Origin of the sequence: Bacillus cereus group sp. MYBKT111-2 (assembly GCF_051915205.1) — a bacterium.
Taxonomy (GTDB): Bacteria; Bacillota; Bacilli; order Bacillales; family Bacillaceae_G; genus Bacillus_A; species Bacillus_A paranthracis.
Map to the genome: position 1 here is coordinate 78,208 of NZ_JBQAEG010000002.1, position 25,418 is coordinate 103,625.

The following is a 25,418-nucleotide window of genomic DNA, read 5'->3' on the forward strand; positions in this document are numbered from 1 at the left end:
GGTGGTACCGCGATGAACATCGTCCCTACTGAGCGCTCAGTAGGGACTTTTTTGTACAAAAAAATAGTAAAGGGGCAAGAGAAATGAGATACATTACAGCTGGAGAATCACATGGACCGCAGTTAACAGTTATTTTAGAAGGTGTACCAGCAGGTTTAACGCTGGCGGCGGAACATATTAATAAAGAATTATTAAGAAGACAAAAAGGGCACGGACGCGGAAGACGTATGCAAATTGAAACAGATACAGTTGAAATTGTAAGTGGTGTTCGTCATGGGATGACACTTGGCTCACCCATTACGTTAATCGTAAAAAATGATGATTTCAAACATTGGACGAAAGTAATGGGTGCAGAGCCAATTTCGGAAAAAGAAAGTAAAGAAATGAAACGTACAATTACGAAACCACGTCCAGGACATGCGGATTTAAACGGGGCAATTAAATACGGTCACCGTGATATAAGAAACGTACTAGAGCGCTCATCTGCAAGAGAAACGACAGTTCGTGTAGCTGCTGGTGCAGTTGCGAAACAAATTTTAAAAGAATTAGGCGTAGAAATAGCAGGGCATGTACTTGAAATTGGTGGAGTAAAAGCAAAACATATTTCAAACTTGTCAATTGAAGAAATTCAAACAATTACTGAAAATTCACCAGTTCGATGTTTAGATAAAGAAGTAGAACAAGAGATGATGGATGCGATTGATAACGCAAAAAGTAGCGGAGATTCAATCGGTGGTATAGTTGAAGTTATTGCAGAAGGTATGCCAATTGGCGTCGGTAGTTACGTTCATTACGATCGTAAATTAGATGCAAAACTTGCTGGTGCGATTATGAGTATTAATGCATTTAAAGGTGCTGAAATTGGCGTTGGTTTTGAAGCGGCAAGACAGCCAGGAAGTAAAGTGCATGATGAAATTTTATGGGATGAAGAACAAGGATACACGAGAAAAACGAATAATGCCGGCGGTTTAGAAGGCGGTATGACAACGGGAATGCCAATTGTCGTAAGAGGTGTAATGAAACCAATACCTACATTATACAAACCGTTAGCAAGCGTTGACATTGATACGAAAGAAGCATTCCAAGCGAGTATTGAAAGATCTGATAGCTGTGCAGTACCAGCAGCAGGTGTAGTAGCTGAATCTGTTGTAGCATGGGAACTTGCACATGCACTAGTCGAACAATTCGGAAAAGATCGTATGGAATTAATTCAACAAAACATTACGCAACATAATAAATACGCAAAAGAATTTTAATAAAAAGGTGGTTTTAACATGCAAGTAAAAGATCAACTATCATCATTACAACCATATAAACCAGGTAAATCACCTGAACAAATGAAAGAAGTGTACGGAGATCATTCGTTTGTTAAATTAGCATCGAATGAAAATCCATTCGGCTGTTCACCACGAGTTTTAGATGAGTTGCAAAAATCGTGGTTGGATCATGCTTTATATCCTGACGGAGGTGCTACAACGCTCCGTCAAACAATTGCAAATAAGTTACATGTGCAAATGGAACAAGTACTTTGCGGTAGTGGCTTAGATGAAGTCATTCAAATCATAAGCCGTGCAGTACTTAAAGCAGGAGATAACATCGTAACGGCTGGGGCAACATTCCCGCAGTACCGTCATCATGCAATTATAGAAGGTTGCGAAGTGAAGGAAGTTGCGTTAAATAACGGTGTATACGATTTAGACGAAATTTCTTCAGTAGTAGATAACAATACAAAAATTGTATGGATTTGTAATCCCAACAATCCAACAGGCACATATGTGAATGACCGAAAATTGACTCAATTCATTGAAGGGATTAGTGAAAATACGTTAATTGTCATTGATGAAGCGTACTATGAATACGTAACAGCAAAAGATTTCCCAGAGACATTACCGCTTTTACAAAAACATAAAAACATTCTTGTACTTAGAACGTTTTCTAAAGCGTACGGATTAGCTTCTTTCCGCGTAGGATATGCAATTGGACAGGAAGAGTTAATCGAGAAATTAAATGTCGTACGTTTGCCATTTAACGTATCTTCATTAGCGCAAAAAGCAGCGACGATTGCTTTTGGTGATGAGGAGTTTATTGAGGAAATAGTTCGTGTAAATACAGAGGGATTACAACAATACGAGAGCTTTTGTAAGGAACATGATATTCCATTTTATCCATCGCAAACAAATTTCATCTTTTTGCCAGTGGAGAATGCTGGAGAGATTTATGAAGCTTGTGCACACGCAGGATTTATTATTCGTCCGTTCCCAAATGGCGTCCGTATTACAGTCGGAACAAGGGAGCAAAATGAAGGAGTGATTTCAGTGTTACAACAACACTTTGAAAATAAAAAAAGAAAGTCTCGAGATGAGGCAAATGCATAAGAAGGTAGTATTAATTGGAACTGGTTTAATCGGAGGCTCTCTCGCATTAGCAATTAAGAAAGAGCACGATGTAACGATAACAGGTTATGATATATTTCAAGAACAAGTAGAGCGTGCAAAAGAATTACACGTAGTAGATGAAATAGCAGTAAATTTACAACATGCATGTGAAGAGGCACATTTAATTGTTTTTGCTTCACCAGTTGAAGAAACGAAGAAGTTATTACACAAATTAGCGTCATTTCGTTTACGAAAAGATGTTATTGTAACCGATGTTGGTAGCACAAAAGGAACAATTATGAATGAAGCGGAAGCTTTATTTTCAAAGGAAATTTCTTTCATTGGTGGACATCCGATGGCAGGTTCTCATAAAACGGGAGTTGAAAGTGCAAAAGCGCATTTATTTGAAAATGCATTTTATATTTTAACGCCAATGAATCATGTGCCAAATGAACCTGTGGAAGAGTTAAAAGATTGGTTAAAAGGAACAGGGTCACATTTCCTTGTTTTAAATACAGAAGAACATGATTATGTAACAGGGATTGTAAGCCATTTCCCGCATCTTATTGCCGCTGGATTAGTAAAGCAAGTGGAGAAACATGCAGGAGATAATCCACTTATTCATCAGCTAGCTGCTGGAGGTTTCAAAGACATTACACGTATCGCATCTAGTAGTCCGAAAATGTGGAGTGATATTGTTAAGCAAAATCGAGAGCATTTAATGGTATTATTAAAAGAGTGGATCTCTGAAATGGAAGATTTATATGATACAGTTTCTAGCGGAGATGCAGGCGAGATTCAAAACTATTTTGCGGATGCGAAAGAATACCGTGACTCTTTACCAGTACGAAAGAGAGGGGCAATTCCTGCCTATCACGACTTATACGTCGATGTTTTAGATAAAGTTGGGGCATTGGCTCATATTACGAGTATTTTGGCTCGCGAGGAAATTAGTATTACGAACTTGCAAATATTAGAAGCACGTGAAGGATTGCTTGGGGTATTACGTATTAGCTTCCAACGAGAAGAAGATCGTATGAAAGCAAAGCTAGCGCTTGGAGAAGAAAAATACCAAACGTATGAAACAATTTAAATGAGAAGGTGAAAACGTGAAGGAAAGAACGATACAACCTGTTAATAACGGATTAAATGGCAACATTACAATTCCGGGAGATAAATCGATTTCTCACCGCGCTGTTATGTTCGGCGCGATTGCAGAAGGGAAAACAACTATTAAAGGTTTCTTGCCTGGCGCAGATTGTTTAAGTACAATTTCTTGTTTTAAAGAAATGGGAGTAGACATCGTGCAAAACGGTGATGAAGTCACTGTAGTTGGTAAAGGATTAGAAGGTTTACAAGAACCGAAAGCTGTATTAGATGTTGGTAATTCTGGTACAACTATACGTTTAATGTCAGGAATTTTGGCAAATACACCATTTTTCTCTTGCGTACAAGGTGATGCATCTATTGCAAAAAGACCGATGAAACGTGTAACAAATCCATTAAAACAAATGGGTGCAAACATTGATGGCCGCGAAGAAGGAACGTTTACACCGCTAACAATACGTGGTGGGGATTTAAAAGCAATTGAATACACTTCCCCGGTAGCAAGCGCACAAGTGAAATCAGCTATTTTACTTGCAGGACTTCGTGCAGAAGGTGTAACAGCTGTTACAGAACCACATATTTCTCGCGATCATACGGAAAGAATGCTTGAAGCATTTGGCGTCAAAGTAACTCGCGAAGGGAAAACAGTGAAACTAGCAGGTGGACAAAAGTTAACAGCGACAGATGTTCAAGTACCAGGTGACGTATCATCAGCTGCCTTTTTCTTAGTAGCAGGTGCAATTATTCCAAATAGTAAACTAGTATTACAAAATGTAGGTATGAATCCAACACGTACAGGTATTATTGATGTTTTAGAGAAAATGGGTGCTACGTTTACTGTAGAGCCAATTAACGAAGGAGCATCAGAACCAGCTGCAAACATTACAATTGAAACATCTTCATTAAAAGGAATCGAAATCGGCGGAGATATTATCCCTAGATTAATTGATGAAATTCCTGTAATCGCATTAGCGGCAACGCAAGCAGAAGGAATTACAGTAATTAAAGATGCACACGAATTAAAAGTAAAAGAAACAAACCGTATTGATACAGTCGTTGCTGAGTTAACGAAACTAGGAGCTCGAATAGAAGCAACTGATGACGGTATGATCATTTACGGAAAATCAGCTCTAAAAGGCAATACAGTAAATAGTTATGGTGATCACCGCATCGGAATGATGCTTGCGATTGCCGGCTGTCTAGCAGAAGGAAAAACAACAATTGAAGACGCAGAAGCAGTAGGTGTATCATACCCTACATTCTTCGAAGAACTTCAAAAGTTAGCTAAATAAAGTGAAACTTTAATCAGTGGGGGGTTCTTCATCCCCCACTGATTATTAGTTGAACCAATCGGACTTTAACGGGCAGTTGATCCCCTACCTAAATTCTTTGCTTTCGCTGAATTTTGAGGTGGGGGTCTTACTGCCCGTTAAAGCGGGATAAAGTTATGAGAAGCAGGTACGGGATGTATCTGCTTTTTTATTATGGACTCGTGTCGTTAAGTCTCTATAATTTCATTCACCGTACTGTAATATTGAGAATTATGATACAATTCAAATAAGGAATGGAGGAGAAATATATGAACGTTATACGATTAAAAGAAGATAAATTTAGAGAAGCATTACGCTTATCAGAATACGCTTTCCAATATAAAGTAGAAGAAGAACGAATGCAGCAACAACTTACAAAAATGAAAGAAAGTCATGAAGTATACGGTATTATGGAAGGGGAGGAGTTAGCAGCAAAACTACACCTTATTCCGTTTCATATTTACATAGGAAAAGAAAAATTTAAAATGGGTGGCGTTGCAGGGGTAGCAACGTATCCAGAATACAGAAGAAGCGGTTATGTGAAAGAATTGCTTCAACATTCACTTCAAACGATGAAAAAAGATGGATATACAGTATCGATGCTACATCCATTTGCTGTTGCATTTTACCGTAAATATGGCTGGGAACTTTGTGCGAATCTTCTCGTATGTCATTTGACAAAGAGTGATTTAGTTATGAAAAAACAAGTGAATGGTACTGTGAAACGTTTCAATAAAGAAAATCACTCAGAAGAAGTCGAGAAGCTTTATGAAACATTTGCAGAACGTTTTTCTGGTATGCTAGTTCGAAATGAAAAATGGTGGTTACAAGCAGTTTATGATGATTTAACATTAGCAATTTACTACGATGAAAATAAAACTGCAGCAGGTTACATGTTATATAAAATAGAAAAATCTAAAATGACTGTAGAAGAATTTGTACCACTGCATAATGAAGCACGAAATGGTCTATGGAACTTTATTTGCCAGCATGATTCTATGATTAAAGAACTTGAAATGACAGTAAATGAAAACGAACCGTTGTTATATACATTGCAAGAGCCACGTGTGAAGACAGAAATAAAACCATATTTTATGGGAAGAATTGTAGATGTAGAGCAGTTCTTAAAACAATATGAGTTAAACTGGAACAATGTACAACAAGAAGTCATTTTACATATTACAGATTCATTTGCACCGTGGAATAATGTATCGGTGAGACTTGCAAATTATGAAATAACAATTGTAGAAGAAACAACGGAAAAAGGAATTAAACTGGATATAAATGCGCTATCGGCAATAATGCTTGGATATAAACGTCCATTAGAACTAAATGAATTAGAATTAATTAGCGGAAGCGAAGAGGAAATACGGGCATTTGAGAATGTAGTACCAGTGCACAAGCCGTTTATTTATGATTTCTTTTAATTTGCATATAAGATGGAGTTGTTTCGAACAAAATTTTGGGATAGCTCCATCTCATCTTATTAATTTTTGTCGGTAAGTCGATATATCCTGAAAATCGCTGATATAATTGTATTCACAAACAAGGGAATAAAATCGCAACTATACATTGTCATGCACTTGACTTTTATTCCCTGTAATTTATAATTGAAAACGGAATGAATTTTCATTCCTGAAAATAGAGGTGAAAAAATGGCTAAAAATAAACAAGAAGACATTTTTGATGCTGCGATGCAACTTTTTGCAGAACGTGGTTACGATGGTACGACAATTCCAATGATCGCTGAAAAAGCAAATGTCGGTGCGGGTACTATTTATCGCTATTTTGAAAATAAAGAGGCGCTTGTTAACTCATTATTTTCAAAAAGTATGTTACAGCTTTCTGAAATGATAAAAACGGATTTTCCTGTTGAAGCAAATATTCGTGAACAGTTTAGTCATACGTATAACCGTTTATTTGAATTTGCGAGAAACAATGTGGATGCTTTTTTATTTACAAATTCTCACTGTGATAGTTATTTTCTTGATGAACAAAGTAAGAAAATATTTGACGATTTTATAGGCTTCTTTATGAATATTATTGAAGATGGAATCGCAAAAGGTTTTCTTCGTCCATTGCCTCCAGTTGCTTTAATTATTATTGTATATCAACCGTTAGAAAAATTAACGAAAGTAATTGCAACAGGGCAATTAGAATACTCGAAAGAGTTAGTAAAAGAATTGGAAGAAAGCTCTTGGAACGCTATTAGAATCATTTGATTCTATAGCTTTATAAGGACAGGAATGAATATTCATTCCGGAAATACTAGTTTAATAGAGTTTGCAAAATAATGTAATAAAATGATAGGAATGAATATTCATTCCGTAACTAACGTAAAATTTTAATCGCGGGAGATGATGCAAATGAGCAAGCTAAAAAATTGGAGAAGTTTATCTTTTCTATTATGGATAGTTATTACTATTACAATGATCGTAACGATGCCTAATATGGATAAATTAGTGAAAGAAAAAGGGCACATTACGATTCCTAATACAGAGCAAAGTAGTATTGCTGACAAAATGATAAAAGAAATGGATAAAGGCGGAACTGAAAAGTATGACATTATAGCTGTTTTTAATAGTGGTAGTAAAACAGCTTTAACGACTGAGCAAAAAGAGGAAATAACAAAAACAATCAATGCTTTGCAAAATGAAAAAGAACAATTAGGAATTAAAGAAGTTGTTTCACATTTAGATAATAAAGAATTAGAGAACCAATTCGTTTCTAAAGATAATACGACTATTTTAACGCAAATATCAATAGAAAAAAAGCATGGCGAAATATCAAAAGTTACAAATAATCTTCATAAAAAGGTACAAACGAAAGGGGTAAAAACGTACTTAACAGGAAGTGACTTAGTAGCAGGTGATTTTCTTAAATCCTCTCAAGAGGGAGTGAAAAAGACTGAAGTTATTTCTATCATTTTCATTCTTGTAGTATTAATCATTGTATTCCGTTCACCTGTTGTTCCGATTATTTCACTTCTTACCGTTGGTGTATCGTACTTAGTTTCAATGGGGGTTATTGCCCATCTTGTAGATCAATTTAATTTCCCGTTTTCAAACTTTACGCAAGTCTTTGTAGTTGTCGTTTTGTTTGGAGTGGGAACAGACTATAACATTTTACTATTTACAAGATTTAAAGAAGAATTAAGTAAACAAGAAAACGCATTTTTAGCTACGAAAGAAACCTTTAAATCAGCAGGTAAAACCGTATTATATAGCGGTATAGCAGTGCTAATTGGTTTTGCATCACTTGCTTTAGCAAGTTTTAAACTATATCAATCTACTTCAGCGGTAGCAATTGGTGTTTTCGTATTATTACTCGTTTTAACCACATTAAATCCATTTTTCATGGTGCTATTTGGAAAAGGAATGTTTTATCCCGTTAAAACATTTAAAGGTCATGAAGACAGTCGTCTATGGGGATTCTTTGCGAAAAACTCAGTAGTGAGACCATTTGTAGCTTTAATTATTGTATTCGTGATATCGATTCCTTTCATATTAAAGTATTCTAATACACTTAATTACAACGATTTATTTGAAGTAGACAATAAATATGAGTCGAAAATGGGGATTAACGTAATAGAAGAACATTTTCCACCTGGTTTTTCTTCACCAAGTACGTTAGTCATTCAATCGAATAACAAGTTAGATGAGGCGAGTTCGCTTCAAACTTTAGATGAACTAACTGATAAGATTTTGAAAGTGAAAGGTGTTTCAGAAGTATATTCACCGACACGTCCAACTGGTGATAGGATTAAAGAACTATATATAAATAAACAAGCGGGTGAACTAAATACAGGTTTAGGAGATGCCAATGGTGGTATAAAGGAAATTAATGATGGATTAACTACTGCGAAAGATAAGATGGGTAATAAGGACTCAAATAGTCTTGCAAACGTTCAAAAGTTAATTGATGGAACAAATGAAGCGAAAACTGGTGTATCGGCATTAGGAACAGCTTTAAATCAACTATCAAATGGCATAAATGACGGAGCAAAAGGTGCGCAGCAAATTGAGAGTGGGTTAACTTCAGTAAATGAAAATATAAGTGTATTATCTCATGCAACTTCACAACTTCATGCTGGCTATACGCAGTTAGAAAAAGGTTTAAGTTCTTACGATCAATACTTCGGAAGTATTTCTCAAGCGATTGACGGTGCGAAGAAAGGTTATGAACAAATTGAAATGTTAATGACCAATTTCATTCAAACGAAACCAGAATTAGCAAATGATCCTAACATTCTGCAGACGATAGGAATTGCTAAAGAGGCTCAAAAGCAATTAGGTGGGCTGTCAAATGAATTAAATAAATTGAAAGCGCAGCACAATGCGGCGATGGGATCATTTAAAGAAGCGAATCAATCGTTATTGAAAGTGGATAACGGCTTAAAAGAAATGAGCAATGGAGTTACTAAGTTACAAAAAGGAGCAGCTGATCTTAAAAATGGATTAAATGAAGGAGCAACAGGTTCAAAACAAATTGCAAACAAGTCATCTGAGTTACAAACCGGATTAACGAAAATAAACGATGGGCAAGGTCAGCTATTAACAGGACTGAAAGACTTGCAAGAACAGATGGGACAATTACAATCAGGACTATCTAAAAGTACAGAAGGCCTTGAAAAGGTAAGTAACGGCCTAGGGGATGCTCAGAAATATTTAGGAGAACTAAATGAATCAAAAAGCTCTGAGAAATTTTATATTCCAAAAGAAATTTTGGAGGGAGAAGATTTCCAAAAAGCTTTGAATACGTACATGTCACATGATAGAAAGACTGCTAAAATGACAATCATTTTAGACGTAAATCCGTATTCAAAAGAAGCCATGCCAATTATTCAAGAAATCAATAAAACGATAGATGGTACTTTGAAGGGGACGGAATTAAATCATGCGAAAACAGCAATTGGAGGAACAACAGCTAGAAACGTTGATCTAAAAGAAGTAACAGGTCAAGATTTCTTACGTACAGCTACAATTATGTTAATTGGAATTGCGATCGTACTAATCGTCATTACACGTTCATTATTAAACACCATCTTTATTATTGGATCGTTACTATTAGCGTACTTTGCATCATTAGGGATAAGTGAACAAATTAGTACGCATATTTTACATGTAGATTCATTAAGCTGGAATGTTCCGTTCTTTAGTTTCATAATGATAGTCGCTTTAGGAGTGGATTATAGTATTTTTGTAATGATGAGATACAATGAGTTAGAAGGGGACCCAGCGACGAAAATTGTAACTGCTTCTCGTCATATTGGAGGAGTCGTATTATCAGCAGCACTAATTTTAGGTGGTACATTTGCTGCATTGATCCCTTCAGGTGTATTAACGCTTATACAAGTAGCATCCGTAGTTGGTGTTGCACTGTTACTATTAGCTATTATTGTGATGCCGATATTGCTACCTGCTTTAATAGGTTTAACGAGTAAAATGAAGAATTATGCAAAGAAATTAAGTGAAAGGAAATAAAAGAATCCCCTTTTAAAAGTAACTGTTTCAGTTATGGGAGAGAACATATAAAATAACACACAAATTAGGGATGTAAATCACATATGATTTAGCATCCCTTTTTTAATTGGTATTACATTGTTTAAGTACTTTTATATAGTTAAATTGCAAAGAAAGAGAAAAAGGAAACAGTAAAAACAGCAGCGCAACGATTGGGGATTACTGACAAAGTATTTGATTTAAAAGATATAATTTACTTTAGATAGTTCACTCAAATAATGGTGGACTACCTTTTTTAAAAGATAAATGGAAAATTTATGTTAAAATAATGAGAGAGATTGTGAAAAAATATTATTAAACTAACGGTCAAGTTATTTTAATATTGAAGGGGTGATTGCAGTGGAGTAAGTAATTTTTTAAATCTTGGTTCATTACTTTGAGGGAAGGGATTTATAACTATGAACACAAAACTAATAATAGTAGAAGGTTTACCTGGATTTGGAAAGTCGACCACTGCAAAGCTAATAAATGAAATTCTAAGCCAAAATAAAATTGAAGTTGAACTATTTTTAGAGGGAAATTTGAACCATCCAGCCGACTATGATGGTGTATCTTGTTTTAATAAATTTGAATTCGATAGATTATTATCTAGGAGTGGAGATTTTAAAGAAGTGCTTCTTAAAAGAGTTATAAAAAAAGGAAGCAATTATTTATTACCATACAGAAAGATAAAAAATGAGTTTGGTGACCAGTTTTCGGATGAATTATTTAACGCTATTTCTAAAAATGATATATACGAATTACCATTCGATAAAAATGTTGAATTAATTGCTGATAAATGGAATGATTTTGCTGAAATTGCTCTAGAAGATAATAAGGTTTATATTTTTGAATGTTGTTTCATACAAAATCCATTAACGATTGGGATGATGAAATATGGTGAACAAAAAGAAAAAATAATAAATTATGTAATGAAAGTTGCAAAAATCATAGAGAATTTAAATCCAATGTTATTGTATGTAGAACAAGATAATCTTGAACTTTCATTTAGGAAGGCATTAAAAGAAAGAACTCCAGAATGGTCTACAGGATTTGTCGACTATTACACGAACCAAGGCTATGGGAAAGAACATAACCATTCAGGGGTAGAAGGAGCGATAAAAGTTCTTGAAGCTAGAAGGAATTTAGAGTTAGAAATATTCGATATGTTAAAAATGAAAAAAGAAAAAATCAATAATACAAAATATGAAATTGACTCATATAGGTCAATGTTAAAAGATAAGTTAACAATACAAATGGTGAAATAGCTTTTTACACTAACTGGTGCTTTAGTTGAAGAAAGAAATAAAAACGCTCAGAATATTTTCTGAGCGTTTTAGTTTGCTATTTATAATGCGAAATGCATACAAATTATTGTATTATTTCAATTGATAAACACAATGCTCCAATTATAAATGTTTTTTCAAAATGAATCCTCTTTAAAACGTGTATGTAACTTTAATATAATTAAAAACAAAGGTTTTATTCAAGTTTGGAAAGAAAGGAATAGCAATCAACCGTTGCTATTCATCCAGCTTCTACTATATAATAACTATAGTCTACAATAATTGAGTCGTAATATGCGATTTTTTAAGACAATCGGTGAGAAAACGCTGAAATAAGCGGTATTAGTAGGAGGACACAAATGATTACAGTAAGTAACGTTAGTTTGCGTTTCGCGGATCGCAAATTGTTTGACTCCTCTATAAAACCTATATAAACCCAGTTATAACAACCTCTAGTTTGCGGTTCTGCTTTATTGAATCGTAAACTGGGGGTTTTTTTATGGCTAAAAAAAGTAAAACGAAAAGAAATTTCAGATTGTCTATGGAAGAATTAGATGTTCTCGGAGAATTGGAAGCAGCCGAGGAATATATCGAGAGTTGGGAGGAGGCTTTTGAACTTTTTCATAAAGCGGGCATTTTAAAAGGATTGAGGGAAGCAACTTTATTTCACTATCAAGCCCAATTGAAATCACTTTTAAGGGCATTACCTGTTGGAATTAAGCCATGCGAGGTAACGAAAGAACATATAGAGGATGCTATTGTATTCTGTAAAGAAAAAAGAAATTTGCAGCCTTCAACAATCAACATTGTAATTAGGGCAAACAAAACATTTTTTAAATTTCTATTTGAGAACAAACACATTCCCATAAATCCAATAAAAGATATTAAAAAATTAAAGGCTCGTACAAAAGAAGTTGAAGTCCTTACACCAAAACAACTTAAAACTTTACTTTCTAAGGTAGACAAAAAAACTTGGAATGGTGTTAGAGATTATGCGATTTTATTAGTTTTAATAGAGACAGGATTAAGACAAAATGAAATATTGAACCTTAGCGTATTAGATGTAGTATGGGAACAAGATTTACTATTAGTGAAACACACTAAAACTTTTCATCAAAGAAAAGTACCGATCACAGATAATACTAAAACCGCACTAAAGCGATGGTTACTAATCAGAGGGGAAGTACATACAAAAAGATTGTTTTGCGGAATATCGGGAAGTGCTTTTACAAATAGTGGATTAAGACAAATGATTTATAAGTACGCCAAACTAGCAAACATTCAATCTAGGTGTAGTCCTCATATTTTTAGACATACATTTGCATCCATATATTTAAGGAACGGTGGAGATTTATTTTCACTACAACAAATAATGGGGCATAGCGATATTACGATGACAAGGAGATACACGCATTTTATGTTTGACGATATAACAGAATTACATAAAAAATACAGTCCATTAAGGAAATTAAGAGATTAATTAAAAAGAAAAAAGTCCCCAGCGCCAACTGGAGACTCAAAACATTCAACATTAAAATTTAAAACTAAATAACGGACATTCCGTGTACCTAGCACTTGTATTATACCATTTTTCAAAAATGGATAGCAAGAGGTTTAGTTTCTTATTGTCTTTTACATGCATAAAGAGGTGTAGGTCACGGTAATTTCCGAACGAGGAACGACCTAACACTCGTAAAACTTGAACAGGTGAGCCTAGCCGATGTCGGAAAGTAAGGCGCTACACATTCGACGCATAACCCTTCCATGCGTGTGTAGGCTAGGTGATTGCGACCATTAACGGCAAGGAGAGGACGTACGTTGTCATTACGGTGACAGGGTGTAACGTCAGAATTAACGCATTGTGGGACGTACTGCGATGTAGAAAGACGTTATAGGCGAAAGTCTAAAGTCGGAAGGGGCATGCTTGGAAACCTCAGCTAACGCCTGACGCTAGTATTTGCGCTTTACCTTCTATTCGCACTGATAGTTTTTATCTTTGTGAGTAGGGGTGAAGCCTGCGCCATGTTTCCTAGACCTTCCTCCATCTGCTAGTAAATACGTCATCATAAATCAAGCGTAAATTCGAATATATTAGCCATTGGCGAAAAGTTGCGGAACGATCGGCGTAGGTAAACATAATACGCAGTAAGGAGAAGCGACACAATGGTAATCGAAAGACTAAACGCAGCAGCTATCGAAGCAAAAACAAATGAGGCGGTATTGTGGGAGGTTATAGGACATTACGTACCGCTGATCGAACGGCTAGCATTTGAAAATTGGCACAAGATGAATAACGAAACGCATTTCATTGACGATTGTTACCGCAAAGTTAAATACGCAGTAAGGTCGTTTGATATAAATAAAGGAAATTTAGATAAGAGAGTTAAGGTACTACTATATCAGAGTGTACGACATTATTGTGGGAGTAGAGGAAAGGATCGAGATGTTTTAACGCTGATCGGAGATGTTAGTGGATTGGAAATACTAGGGGATTGTATAGAAAATATAGAAGAGAAGGCGATCTATAATGTAATTACATACGAAGAGTTACATGCAAAGCTATGTGAGAAAGAGGCGGATATTTTGGTATTGGATGCAATGATCTATGTAGCAGAGAATTACGATAAAGTTTCCGAGAGAGCGGTTTCCAGACTGTTATCTGAAAAGACTGGGCGCTCGTTTGATAGCGCTAGAAATATGATAAGAAGCTTTAAGAAGAGACTGCGTAAAAGGAACGTCAGAAGGGAGAATATAGCATGAAAAATAATCGTAAAGTAACGTACCTAATCGTATTCGCATTTTTATTTATGTCCGCAGCGAAGGCATTCGGTAATCTATACGTAGCAGCGTTCGGCGTAGCGTTTGGATTATCGGTAGGTTTGGCGTGTTTAACTGACATCATATTGAGAAGAAGAGGTAAAGATACTCGCAAGTGATCGGATTAATAATTTTAATGTGTGAATGAAAGTGGGGTAATTATGAACGAAGATAAAGTAACTCTAATCATGATAGCGGTTTTGACAGTAGCTTTAATTTTCGTAGGAATCTCATATAAATTTAATAGCCTAGTTGTTGACATTATCGCCGTACTATTCTTATTGATATCTACTACGATAGGTGCAGCGATTCTAACAGAACGTAGGCGACGTAAGAAGAGTGAAAGATAAGTGAGATAAAGAAATACGTTTGTAATGGCGGTAGCCGCTTCGGGTATTACTGCAATGATTGGCGGTTTTATACGCAAGAAGAAAGAAGAAGAGGACGCGTGAAGATTTTACGCGAAGAAAATAAAATTAGGGGATATACAGACGACGCTTGATACATATATCTATGTGCTGCAGACAATGCAGTGTGAGGTGGCGGAGAAGCCTGATGAAATATTTGGGTGACAAAATACCATTATATGCTAAGATGAATATATAGATGCTTGTAATGGGGTGGCTAGAGAATGGATACTATTTTTAAAACAATCAAAGAATACTTAGGCTTACATAAAACAAATTATGCTATTCAACTAAACGGTCCATGGGGAGTCGGTAAAACGTATTACGTAACCGAAATATTAAAACCTGAAATAGAAAACTTACCTGTTCCAGATAGTGATAAGAACTATAAATTTATTTACATATCACTAAATGGGATAAAAAGTGTGGATGAAATCGATGAGATTTTATTTTTAAATTCAATTGATGGAGTTCTAAATGTAGGATACAGGTCTGCAAAATGGGGACTAAGGATTGCATCGAAAATCTCACCTTTGGGGGTAGGACAAGGTGTTGAAGGTGAACTTTCTAATGTAGCAAAAAAATTTACTAATCTAAAGAATACGGTTTTATGTTTTGATGATTTAGAAAGAATTGATAAATCGCTTTCTATTCAACATATTTTGGGTTATATTAATTCGAATTATGTTGAGCATGAAAATATAAAAACAATATTTATATCTAACCAAGAAAAATTAGAAGAAGAAAATTATTTTTATAAAATCAAGGAGAAAATTATTGGACGGACAATACAATATAATAAATCCATTGATGAAGTACTCCCTGATTTTATATACAATAATTATCAGGAAAGCGAAAAAATTCGCGATTTTTATGAGAAAAATAGTCAAATCATACTGCATATAATTAAATTTATGTCTGAAGGTGTTAACTTAAGAACATTAAGATTTATCTTTGATAGCTTTTTACAGGTAATAAATAATTGTGAGTTGGCGGGAAGAAATAATAGAATCAGTTTATCTATTTTTATTAATATATTGTTAATTTCTGAAGATTTTAAAAATGGTCTAGTTAATGAACCTAAAGAATTAGAACTATTATATGATTTAGATACTCTTGGATTTTTAAGTTTTTCATCTAAAGAGGAAACAAAACAAGAAAAATACGCAAAAACTTTTCGGGATAAGTATTTGCAAAATAGTATGATTAGTGAATTATTCAAGATGCATAAATCGATTGGTATATATATTTTAACAGGGCATTTAAATGCAGAAGTGTTAGAAGAAGAGATAAAAAAAATATATTTGAAACAGGAGAATAAAGAACAAAAAGCCCTAAGGGTTCTTTACCTTTATTTTGAATACGAGTTAGATGAATTGCAAAGTAACATAGAAATAGTAATCAACGGAATTGAAAAAGGAAGTTATAAAACTGGAATATATCTTGAAGTATATAGATCATTATTTCACTTTAAGAATGAAAATATTATTCAACTAGATTTAGAACAGTTACAAGGAAAATTTAATATTGGATTACAGAAATCTTTCGAGTTACATGGAATTGAGATAGAGGACCATAGGCTTGAGCGTCATTTTTATTACGCAATTGAAGATCAGTACTATACAGAACTAGTAAATAAAATTAAAAAGAAAAAAGATGAGAAAATAAGAGAAAAAGACCATTTTTTAATTGAGGAATTTATGTGCTCAATAAAAGAAGTGGATATGGATAAGTTTCGGATGCATTATTCTGAGATTAAAGATAAAGATAGTTTTTTTGCAAGTGTGGATCAGGAGAGATTATGTAACGAAATTTTTGATTTTCCGAATAAAGGAATTGGTATGTTTTCTACATTCATAAAAGAGAAATACTTGTATATAAGTAATGCGAATAAAGTTTATAAACATGAAGTAGAATTTATTGAAAATCTCATTTTATCTTTACGCAGTAAAATTGGGGAAGTATTTATAGATTCTTTAAAGAAAAGTATAGTTTTAGAGTTAATAGCTTGCTTAGAGAAAGTTAAAGAGCATATTTCAAAGTAATTATAACCGTAAGAAAGTCGTATGGGCTTTATTGTGTGTTTCAGTAACCTAACGCTCGTTATACGTCCGCCCTCCGAAACTCACTCCTCAAGTAGTTTATATCGTATACATTATCTTATCATGCAAGCGATGCATAAACCGCATAGAATCGACGTTTACTAACTATGTATAAACGTTGATATGACGGTGCCATGACTGCGGTGCGTTTGCTTGTTAGGCGAAAGAGGGCGGTATATAGCGGGGTATTAGGGAGATTGACGAACTGAGGGGATCAGTATAAAATGCGGGAAAGGTCGGAAAATGTTAGCGAACGGAACCCGACGAAACCATCTGCCGTATTATAAAAAGATACATCGAATTAAATGGCGCTAGGACTAACCATCTTAGCGTCTTTTTTATGACGGCTACACATTCATTGTACCTATTCACGCAAAAATCGGAAATGACGGCGGGAATTGGAATTAAAGTAGAGAACGACACGCAGCGAATAGAGGTGGTATCAACCGAGGAATACGGAACTATGATGCGAGGAAAGAAAGCAGATCAGCTTATCGAAGATGCGGAGTATGCTACGAAGTTTTGAGGACAGTTACGACACTTTTATAAGGATGCAATACTTTCTCTCTCTAATTAAAGAATTCTAAATATGCATTAATCAAACTTAAATTTTATTTAAAAGAAAGGAGGAATATGTATATTTTTGTCGAATTTAAATTGCGAGGGAGGAGTAAACATGATAGACGATCCTAATTTAATTAAGGCAAGTACAGAATTAGCAACCTATTTAGCTAAAAATACTACTCAAAAAGTAATGGATAAGATAAGGGTTTCGAAGGAAGCTAAAGACGATAAGAAGACTATTAATGCACTAGAGGAAATTATTAATGATCTAATTGCAGAGAAAAACAAACTAATTCAGATTGCACAAACCTATGATGAACAGTTAGTTGCACAAAAGATATCTGAAGAAGAAGTTAATTATATTACCGATAATATACTTCCGTTATTAGAAAATTTAATTGATAATAGTCAAAATTCTCAGGAAAACAAGAAAAAAATTGAGATGTTGAAACCGATTCTTTCGAAAGAAACCTTCAATATTTTACAACTTTTAGGTTTTAACTTCAAACGAGCAATTGGAGAGCCTTTAACTGATCTAGTAAATGGATCGATTGCTTCTAACACCCCACCATCGCAAGAAAAAAAGTGGGAAGTTGAAACTTTAATTGTGGAACGTGAAATAGAATACTATAGGATGTTGCAAGATGATGAAGCTTATCAAAGACACAAGGAACTAACGGGCAAAACTTCATAAGTTTAAAGGAATTTATGACTTACTATGCTTTGAAGCGTGCGAAATGATATAATAGTTTTCTAACACTTCTAATAGCGTTTGTACGTCTAGCAGAAGCGGTCTATGTGGTTGTGGAAATTCTGCATAGGCTATGGAGTTGTGTTCCAGCGTTCTCTCACGTTGGATATATCGCAACTCCTTTTTTTATACATTATACTGACATGGCTGCGGTATCAGTATTGATAAGATAGGCGCAAAAAATAAGCGCACGTGACGAAAAAGGGGCCATCTTATATTTGTTTTTATTTTGCGGAATTATTGAAAAGATGGAATTTAATACGGCCGTAGACATCTAGAGGAGCGACTAGTTAACAATAATCAATTGCTAGGTTTTCATGTAGTATCTTCGACTAGTTAACGATAACGGCTGCAATGTTAACGAATGTAAACTGACTATATGGACGTAATATGTCCTGACATCGTTGGGATAACAGTGTACATCGTGTTTGTTGAATATTTACGAAAGTATACAAAAATACGAATATAGGGCGGTATGTAATCGTCAGAAAGGCGCCAGGATTTCGAAGGATAAGCGCAGATATAGTTATATGATAAGGCGGTATGTGATCGGATATGTTTCCGATAGGCCATTTCGTTAGCTGGAAAGCGTCGAAGGAAAAGGACTTCTTAAAACCAATGGGTCGAAATCATTCGTTTTCTGCGCACAAAAAAGACACCGACTTATTTCGCCGCTGCCTCGTACTCTTTAACCTTCTTATAAAACGTTGCTTTCTTCATATTCACTGCGGCCATGAATTCGACGGCCATTATCTTTTTCGCTCTCCAATCGCAGTATAAGCGATCCCAATCCGCAGGAAGTTCCATAACAGGGCGACCGAGGTGTTTTCCTTTTGATGCTGCTGCGTTGATTCCTTCGCGTTGACGCTCTTTGATCGTTCTTCTTTCTTGTTCTGCGATCGATGTATAAACCTCAATTATTATGTTGTTAATCATATCGATTACCCAATCTTGTCCAGCAGGAACATCGGTCATTGTCGTAGGAAGATCGATAATTTTAACACGGATCTTTTCTCGCTTGAAATATTCGAGATACTCTTTTATCTGCGATTTGTTACGGCCCAGACGGTCGATCGATTTAATGTATAGCGTGTCTCCTTCTCTCATCGCTTTAAGCAGGTTCTGAAAGCCTTCGCGATCCATATCTTTTCCACTGGCCTTATCACTATATATGTATTTTTCGTCTGTTACATATGATTCTAATGCCTTGTATTGTCTGTCCAGGTTTTGATCCTTTGATGATACGCGGATATAACCGAAGTTGATTGCCATAATGAAAACCCCGTTTCCTTTTATCGTTAACTTAAATATACACCGTAAGTCTATAAAGGTCAATTGTTTAATAGACGTTCACAAAGGTTTATTTATAACGATTGATAGACGCATATCTGATTGTTTTCCAGGCGTCTACAAACGTGTACCTTTATAGACTGCGACCAGGATGCGCATTGTATTACAAGATAGACGGCTATATATCTGCGCATTACCAACGGACCAGGGACCACGATCATATATAACCAGGGCCGTATATACTCACATAATCAGGCGGCACCATACCAGCGAACCAGGCCAGCATATCCCGACGTATATCCCCGACATATAACAAGGCGTTATGCAAGGCCGTGTATAGGCTGCATGTGAGTCGCTATATACTTCGAATACTTATTTCATTGCTAAACGTTTAGAAAGTATTGTCGAAGAGATACGAAAGCCTGGTGGATATCTGTCGCAGTCTATCATATATAAGTAGCGTGCCTTATGTCTGTATGCTATCGTGTCGGCTGCGACTGTCTATCGATGTTAGCTGCTGCGATCTTTCTTTGATCGTTCTTCTTTCTTTCTTCTTATTTATATTATCGAATCGAATTGTAATTGTTCTTCGTTTGTTTGTTGCAATCTTCTTTGATCGGAAAGTCTTCGAAGTTGTTGCGCTCTTTCTTTCCTATTAAAAAGAATCGTTGATCAATCGTAACTGAATCGAAGTCAATCGAATTGAATCGAACTTCTTTTTGTTTAATTGAATTCATTGATTCTTTTCGTTGTTAATTCTTCAATCAAAAGTCTTTCTTGTTTTGTTGTCGCATTCGAATTGAATCGGATCAGAATCGAAGCAGCGAACAAGCCAGGCCGATCCAAGCAAGCGAAAAAGTCCAAACCCCCTAAGGGCGGGGCCTATATCCTATCAGCAAGCATATTTCAAAAGTCAGCACCAATTTCGAACTAGGGGTGTAATATCTCACGAAGTCCAGCCGCAGTTGCATCGCCTTTCCTTCGAAGATCCTTCCTTATCCTTGTGAGTATCTTTCCGTTAATCCTTCGCCTATCATACGTATACCAGTTTAAATGCGTCTGACGCTTCGTACGCGTTGTTATGTCGTTTTCTAATGTATTTGTATTAAATTGTAGGTTAACGTGCAGTATCGTCCAATCTGGTGTGCCATTTTACCCAGGGATGCCGTTTTGTGAATATCGTTAACCGTATAAAATTTTCTGCGCAGAAATTTAAAGTCGGGGCGTATTTTTTATATTTTCTTTGCCCAGGTGAGCGGATCGGGGCGCCTATGTTTTTGTAAGGCAAGTTCATAACACTACGAAGAAGGCAACGGGGAAACCTTTTGGAAGGGGTTCTTTTCTTCTCTTTCTATCACAGAACTACGCATCTATTAAATGTTTAGTACAGGCGCACGATCTTCCTATTAATCATTATCTTAGCTTGCGTATATCCCGTGAGAATACGAGTTTTGTATTCGATTCGGAATATTATCTTTTTAAAACAGTCTTTTTAATACCGTCTTTTTTACGTATGATTCGCACCACTAACGAACGTGGATCGATTCAACTAACGTACACGGATAAATCAAACTAACACTAAGGAGAGTGCAAAATTATGGCATTAACAGAAGCGCAATTAATCGCACAACAGGAAAGCCGAGAACGAAAGAAACAGATGATTAAGGATCTCGAAGCGATCACGAAGAAACACGCCGAGCAGCCTTTTTATAATAAGCACGAAGAAGCGAGGGACGGATTCATCAAAGTACCGCGAAATATCATGCATTACATGAATTTGCAGCCGTACGGATTCACGACAGAAACGATATTTATATATCAGGTCATCATCCAATATACGAATAAGGACACGGGCTGCGCCTATCCTTCGCAATATGCACTGGCGAAACTACTCAAGAAAACGACATCGACAGTTAAAAAACACGTGGCACTGCTGAAAAAAGTCGGCCTTGTACGTGTAGAGCGTATCAATCAAACGAACGCAAATCGATATATACCATTGGCACCACTATCAGAGGCGGAATTATTAGAGCGCTATCCGCTTGCAAAAGAATATCATGACGAATTCGAACAAAGCATGATTGATTTTAGCGCGGCGGAAACTCAAAGAATGAGAGATTACCGAGCGAAGAAGAAGGAAGAAGCGGCGAATTAAATCGAAAAGCATTCGATCTTCCTTAGACTTCTATCAATATATATTTTTCCGTTTTCCGCAAAATAAAAATAAATAATTCGAAAAGGCGGCCGAAATATGACGCAAAACACGGAACGGCCTGCGGAACAAGAATCGATCTATATCGAAATCCCGCGGCTAAACGAAGTAATAGAAGCGCGAGAAAAGGCGAAGCCCAATGCAAAGCCCAAGACGAGGAAGCCACGAAAGCCGCGAAAGAAACCGAAGGTCAAAGCGAAGCTCAAACCGCAGCAGCGATGTAGCAGCAAAGTCGAGAAAAAGCTGATCGTTATCGAATGGAATGGCGGAAAGGATCTCGGCAATTGGGATTATACGAAAAATACAAAACTATAAAAATATACGAATCATACGGAGGAATTCAAATGAACACAAATACAAAAACAGACGTAAACGAAAATATCATCCATGAAAAGGCACTGCGCGACGAGATCGGAAAGCATCGCGACCATGCGTTCAATATTATAAATCAAGCTGGTGGACTAATGTTGCTAGATAACGATAGTTTAGCACCTCTTAATGATGTCGCCAGATTCTACAAAGTAACGAGAAGGACAATTCAAATGCTTATTAGGAATAACAAAGAAGAATTCCAAAAAACAGGAGTCAAATCCATATCAAGTAAAGAGTTCTTTGGTTTAGGCGGTAAAAATAATTTACCTCCTAAAATCGAAAGTAAGAAAGGTTACAAGTTAATCACAATCGGCGAACACTCTACAAAAGTATCAAACTGGAGAAATACAGTACTCACAAAAGATTCGATTATCCGTGTCGGAATGCTGCTTCGAGATTCAGAGGTTGCTAAAGAGTTCCGTGACCAAGTAACAAAAATTCTAAATAGAGCCGATGTTAATACGATCGTAGAAGTGAGAGACGAGCAACTGCGCCAAAAAGCCGAATTGTACGATAAAATGACCGACGGTGTACCGAAGATGGCGCAAGAATCGCTATTAACTACAATTGAGCACTATCAAGCTACGATCAAGGAACTAGAACGAAAAGCCGAACAAGAACTACAGGAAGAGAGGCAAAGAACGCAAGAAGCGAAGGCAGCACGGAAGAAAGCCGAAGAAAATACAAAGCTATTCCAGCAGCTAGCAACCGAAACTGGTGAAAAACTCGAAGATGTAGTCAAAGGTTTAGAAAAATCACGTAGAAAGTCGGATCTATTTGATCGTTATATCGATAGTGGTTTAAATATGACGCTGCAAGAATTCTGCAAACAATATCTTGACGACTTAAAAACGAAATCGTTTATCGCATGGTTACAAGCGGACGGGATTTTATATGAAAATAGAAATACAAACGGAGTGTATCGAACTAGAAAAGGATTCGAACAGTGGCTTGTTAACGTACCAGTTAAACAGTACAACGGTGCAATGAAACGTACGTTGATGATTACGCCGAAAGGGTCTATTAAGTTAGCACAAAAATACGTAGATGATCCACGTTTAAAAGAATCGTGGATAGACTTCGGGAACTAATCAAAAACGGCTTCTCTTATCGCGGCACGACTATTTTTCCTAGACGTGTGATTCTAAAACTAGGGATGACGCTACGAAAAGGAAAAGTTGCGGAGGCGATTCGTGATCAGATGCTTAATTTTTAAAAATTCACATACTGCAATGAAAATATAAAAATCGGAGGAAATCAAAATGCAAAATAATAAAAAACAATGTGCGTACTGTCGAAAAATGAAAGAAAGAACGGAATTCCACGAAATGCAAGCGAGTCCAGACGGGCTGCAATACCGCTGCAAACCTTGCAACAATCAAACGAAGAATACAAACACGCGTATTTTAATTGTACCTATCGAAACCGATGGCGAAACAATCGATCATAGATATTGCAAAGCCTGCGAAGAATTGAAACCACTCGATAATTTTACGGAAAATGGCCGCGGTGGAAAAAGGGCGTTATGTAAGACGTGTATTCGATCAAAAAGCCGAAGATCAAGGGCGATGAAAAAGGCGCTTATTGAAGCCAATACAACAAAATCATAAAAAAATATAGAAATATGCGTGTTTTACGGAAATCTGATAGGGGTTGGAAATACATATGTAATACAGGAAAGTTAGTTCTTTCTTTTCTGGATCTGTTTTCTTTCTTTCTCATATGAAGGGGAGGTTTTCCAGCCTTCCCGATTTCCCAAAATACATAAATCATTTATGACGGCTCGCGAAGTCCGTCAACGGTTATATACAATTTGTATGTTTTTCGCATTCTTCCATCTCTTATTTTAGGATCAGCAGCGCTGCACGGTTTGGTGTTGCTGGATCTCTTTTATAGGACATGAATTTTATAGAAAGGTGGTCCGATCATTTTAGTATAAACCACTTAGCGGGAAAATCCCGCAAAATAAAAAATAATTCGATGTTTCTTTATCGAAGTTATTGAGATTTTTCTTTGAACAACAATTCTTCGAATATTCAAGGCGCTTTGTGTATGTCAGCCGTGAAGCCACACGGCGGCATACGTCGCATAATACGTCAATGTGCAGTGGTAGCGAGCTAGGCGGGGTGGGTCCCGCCGTAACTTTTATTTATAAATACGATACACCGATATCATACCAATATGTACAAAACAGGATACACGAAAGATACATACGAAAGGAAGCGATATAATGCACGATAAACAATATCATCTAACAGGCGACAAACTACGATTGATACGCAGTTTCGCCAATATCTCACAAACTCAATTCGCAGACTTGCTAGGAATTGAACGAAAATCGATTTCGAGGTGGGAAAGCGGCCAATCCAATCCAACTGCGACAAGTGCTGCGAAGGTCGTCAGCTTCGTTGGAAAAGAAACTTTTCAACGTATAGAGGCGATCTTGTACGATCTTGGCAACGTTGAAATGATGGACAAGCTACGAACAAAAGTTAATAACAGATTGTAAAAATATAAATCATACGGGGGAATTCAAATGAAAAATAGTACAAAAGAACTAATGCAGCAAGCGAGAGAAATTCAAGACTCACTAAGCGGAGATATTTTAGGACTGGCAACCTATTTCCGAAGCGCAAAAGAAAATCTAAACAAAGACGGAATTTTATCAGATAAAGGCGTAATGGAAAAAGAAGCGGGCCTAAAACGAAAAATGGAAGTCGCTGCAATGCAGATGATTGTCGATAAACACCGAGAATATAAAGAACTTTTAAGCAAGGCGAAGGCATCGGCCCAGGCGGAATTGTTGCGAGAAGTGCCAGCAGTTGACGCACAGACAAAGGCAATCTTTGACGCGGATCTTATCCAACTTCGCGGCAATATTATGTTTGGAACTACGCCAGAACGATCAGCGAAACACCTGGCTGAACTAGTCGAAAAGGCGTCAGTACATCCGAGCCTAGCGAAACAAGTACAGGAAGAATACTTGCAACTAGGCGCAGTGATTGCACAACGTGTCGGCCATAGTGAACAAGGCATGAAACTGCGAAATGAATTATTAAACGGACATAACAAGCTAAACAAGGCCACAAAGGCGGACGGCTACGAAGAAGCACAACGAAGCCTGGCAGATATCGCGGAAATGGAAAACGTGCAGTTTATCAGCAATGCCAAGTATGATCGAGTATTTAGCGAAATCAGCGGCGATAATATCCTAAAACAATTCGCAAATGATAGCGAAAGATATTTTGATGTACATCGTGAAAGAGTGTTGCGCGTACAGATGCAAAATCCAGACATGCAAGGCGCGGCAATCACTGAATGATA

Annotated in this window: 23 protein-coding genes and 1 other annotated feature (1 of these 24 running past the window's edge); of the genes, 21 read left to right on the top strand and 2 right to left on the bottom strand. The window is 36.3% G+C overall.

Translation table 11 applies throughout. The features are described from left to right. Positions 1-30, top strand: a binding site (T-box leader); it begins 190 nt to the left of the window's first position. Positions 31-83: 53 nt separating this feature from the next. The 15 genes from aroC (at position 84) to ACTFNE_RS05585 (ending at position 18,163) form a co-directional block, all read left to right on the top strand. Further along, on the top strand, positions 84-1,256 hold the full coding sequence (gene aroC, locus ACTFNE_RS05515; protein WP_001269406.1) for a chorismate synthase: 1,173 nt from the start codon (positions 84-86) through the stop codon (positions 1,254-1,256). A gap of 18 nt (positions 1,257-1,274) precedes the next feature. After that, on the top strand, positions 1,275-2,375 hold the full coding sequence (gene hisC / locus ACTFNE_RS05520; protein WP_270704946.1) for a histidinol-phosphate transaminase: 1,101 nt from the start codon (positions 1,275-1,277) through the stop codon (positions 2,373-2,375). Continuing rightward, a complete protein-coding gene (gene tyrA / locus ACTFNE_RS05525; RefSeq protein ID WP_000549201.1) occupies positions 2,368-3,468 on the top strand; it encodes a prephenate dehydrogenase in 1,101 nt (366 codons plus the stop codon). Before hisC ends, tyrA begins: the two co-directional genes overlap by 8 nt. A 16-nt stretch (positions 3,469-3,484) precedes the next feature. Next, on the top strand, positions 3,485-4,774 hold the full coding sequence (aroA, locus tag ACTFNE_RS05530) for a 3-phosphoshikimate 1-carboxyvinyltransferase (protein ID WP_001992162.1): 1,290 nt from the start codon (positions 3,485-3,487) through the stop codon (positions 4,772-4,774). 287 nt (positions 4,775-5,061) lie between these two features. Next, positions 5,062-6,219 (top strand): GNAT family N-acetyltransferase, encoded by a 1,158-nt coding sequence (locus ACTFNE_RS05535; RefSeq protein WP_270704945.1) that lies wholly within the window; start codon positions 5,062-5,064, stop codon positions 6,217-6,219. A 228-nt stretch (positions 6,220-6,447) separates the two neighbouring features. Beyond that, the gene (locus ACTFNE_RS05540) at positions 6,448-7,014 is read left to right on the top strand and encodes a TetR/AcrR family transcriptional regulator (RefSeq protein WP_001107307.1); all 567 of its coding nucleotides are present in this window, start codon (positions 6,448-6,450) and stop codon (positions 7,012-7,014) included. Between the two features lie 144 nt (positions 7,015-7,158). Then, a complete protein-coding gene (locus tag ACTFNE_RS05545; protein WP_270704944.1) occupies positions 7,159-10,275 on the top strand; it encodes an MMPL family transporter in 3,117 nt (1,038 codons plus the stop codon). Positions 10,276-10,712: 437 nt separating this feature from the next. Then, positions 10,713-11,561 carry a hypothetical protein gene (locus ACTFNE_RS05550; RefSeq protein WP_270704943.1) on the top strand — a complete coding sequence of 283 codons (849 nt, stop codon included), beginning with the start codon at positions 10,713-10,715 and terminating at the stop codon, positions 11,559-11,561. Between the two features lie 517 nt (positions 11,562-12,078). Then, positions 12,079-13,059 (top strand): tyrosine-type recombinase/integrase, encoded by a 981-nt coding sequence (locus ACTFNE_RS05555; protein WP_270704942.1) that lies wholly within the window; start codon positions 12,079-12,081, stop codon positions 13,057-13,059. Between the two features lie 683 nt (positions 13,060-13,742). Continuing rightward, entirely contained in the window at positions 13,743-14,339 is a 597-nt protein-coding gene (locus tag ACTFNE_RS05560; protein WP_270704941.1) for a hypothetical protein, read from the top strand. Beyond that, entirely contained in the window at positions 14,336-14,515 is a 180-nt protein-coding gene (locus ACTFNE_RS05565) for a hypothetical protein (protein WP_270704939.1), read from the top strand. The genes ACTFNE_RS05560 and ACTFNE_RS05565 overlap by 4 nt, the downstream gene beginning before the upstream one ends. 39 nt (positions 14,516-14,554) lie before the next feature. Next, positions 14,555-14,746 carry a hypothetical protein gene (locus ACTFNE_RS05570; RefSeq protein WP_270704959.1) on the top strand — a complete coding sequence of 64 codons (192 nt, stop codon included), beginning with the start codon at positions 14,555-14,557 and terminating at the stop codon, positions 14,744-14,746. A gap of 281 nt (positions 14,747-15,027) precedes the next feature. Next, positions 15,028-16,848 carry a P-loop NTPase fold protein gene (locus ACTFNE_RS05575; RefSeq protein ID WP_270704938.1) on the top strand — a complete coding sequence of 607 codons (1,821 nt, stop codon included), beginning with the start codon at positions 15,028-15,030 and terminating at the stop codon, positions 16,846-16,848. Between the two features lie 397 nt (positions 16,849-17,245). After that, positions 17,246-17,431, top strand: coding sequence for a hypothetical protein (locus ACTFNE_RS05580; protein ID WP_270704937.1), 186 nt, complete (start codon positions 17,246-17,248; stop codon positions 17,429-17,431). A gap of 150 nt (positions 17,432-17,581) precedes the next feature. Next, positions 17,582-18,163: a hypothetical protein gene (locus ACTFNE_RS05585; RefSeq protein ID WP_270704936.1), complete on the top strand. Its 582-nt coding sequence runs from the start codon at positions 17,582-17,584 to the stop codon at positions 18,161-18,163. Between the two features lie 720 nt (positions 18,164-18,883). Here the strand turns inward: ACTFNE_RS05585 and ACTFNE_RS05590 are convergent. After that, the gene (locus ACTFNE_RS05590) at positions 18,884-19,492 is read right to left on the bottom strand and encodes a recombinase family protein (protein ID WP_270704935.1); all 609 of its coding nucleotides are present in this window, start codon (positions 19,490-19,492) and stop codon (positions 18,884-18,886) included. A 581-nt stretch (positions 19,493-20,073) separates the two neighbouring features. Next, on the bottom strand, positions 20,074-20,247 hold the full coding sequence (locus ACTFNE_RS05595) for a hypothetical protein (protein ID WP_270704934.1): 174 nt from the start codon (positions 20,245-20,247) through the stop codon (positions 20,074-20,076). Between the two features lie 860 nt (positions 20,248-21,107). Here ACTFNE_RS05595 and ACTFNE_RS05600 point away from each other — a divergent pair. From ACTFNE_RS05600 to ACTFNE_RS05625, 6 genes are all read left to right on the top strand, one after another. Further along, positions 21,108-21,665 (top strand): helix-turn-helix domain-containing protein, encoded by a 558-nt coding sequence (locus ACTFNE_RS05600; RefSeq protein ID WP_270704933.1) that lies wholly within the window; start codon positions 21,108-21,110, stop codon positions 21,663-21,665. A gap of 96 nt (positions 21,666-21,761) precedes the next feature. Next, on the top strand, positions 21,762-22,037 hold the full coding sequence (locus ACTFNE_RS05605; RefSeq protein ID WP_270704932.1) for a hypothetical protein: 276 nt from the start codon (positions 21,762-21,764) through the stop codon (positions 22,035-22,037). Positions 22,038-22,066: 29 nt separating this feature from the next. Next, entirely contained in the window at positions 22,067-23,185 is a 1,119-nt protein-coding gene (locus ACTFNE_RS05610; RefSeq protein WP_270704931.1) for a phage antirepressor KilAC domain-containing protein, read from the top strand. A gap of 171 nt (positions 23,186-23,356) precedes the next feature. Further along, positions 23,357-23,704 (top strand): hypothetical protein, encoded by a 348-nt coding sequence (locus tag ACTFNE_RS05615; RefSeq protein ID WP_270704930.1) that lies wholly within the window; start codon positions 23,357-23,359, stop codon positions 23,702-23,704. 620 nt (positions 23,705-24,324) lie between these two features. Then, positions 24,325-24,603 carry a helix-turn-helix transcriptional regulator gene (locus tag ACTFNE_RS05620; protein ID WP_270704929.1) on the top strand — a complete coding sequence of 93 codons (279 nt, stop codon included), beginning with the start codon at positions 24,325-24,327 and terminating at the stop codon, positions 24,601-24,603. A 27-nt stretch (positions 24,604-24,630) separates the two neighbouring features. Continuing rightward, positions 24,631-25,416 carry a hypothetical protein gene (locus ACTFNE_RS05625; protein WP_270704928.1) on the top strand — a complete coding sequence of 262 codons (786 nt, stop codon included), beginning with the start codon at positions 24,631-24,633 and terminating at the stop codon, positions 25,414-25,416. Positions 25,417-25,418: the final 2 nt, after the last annotated feature.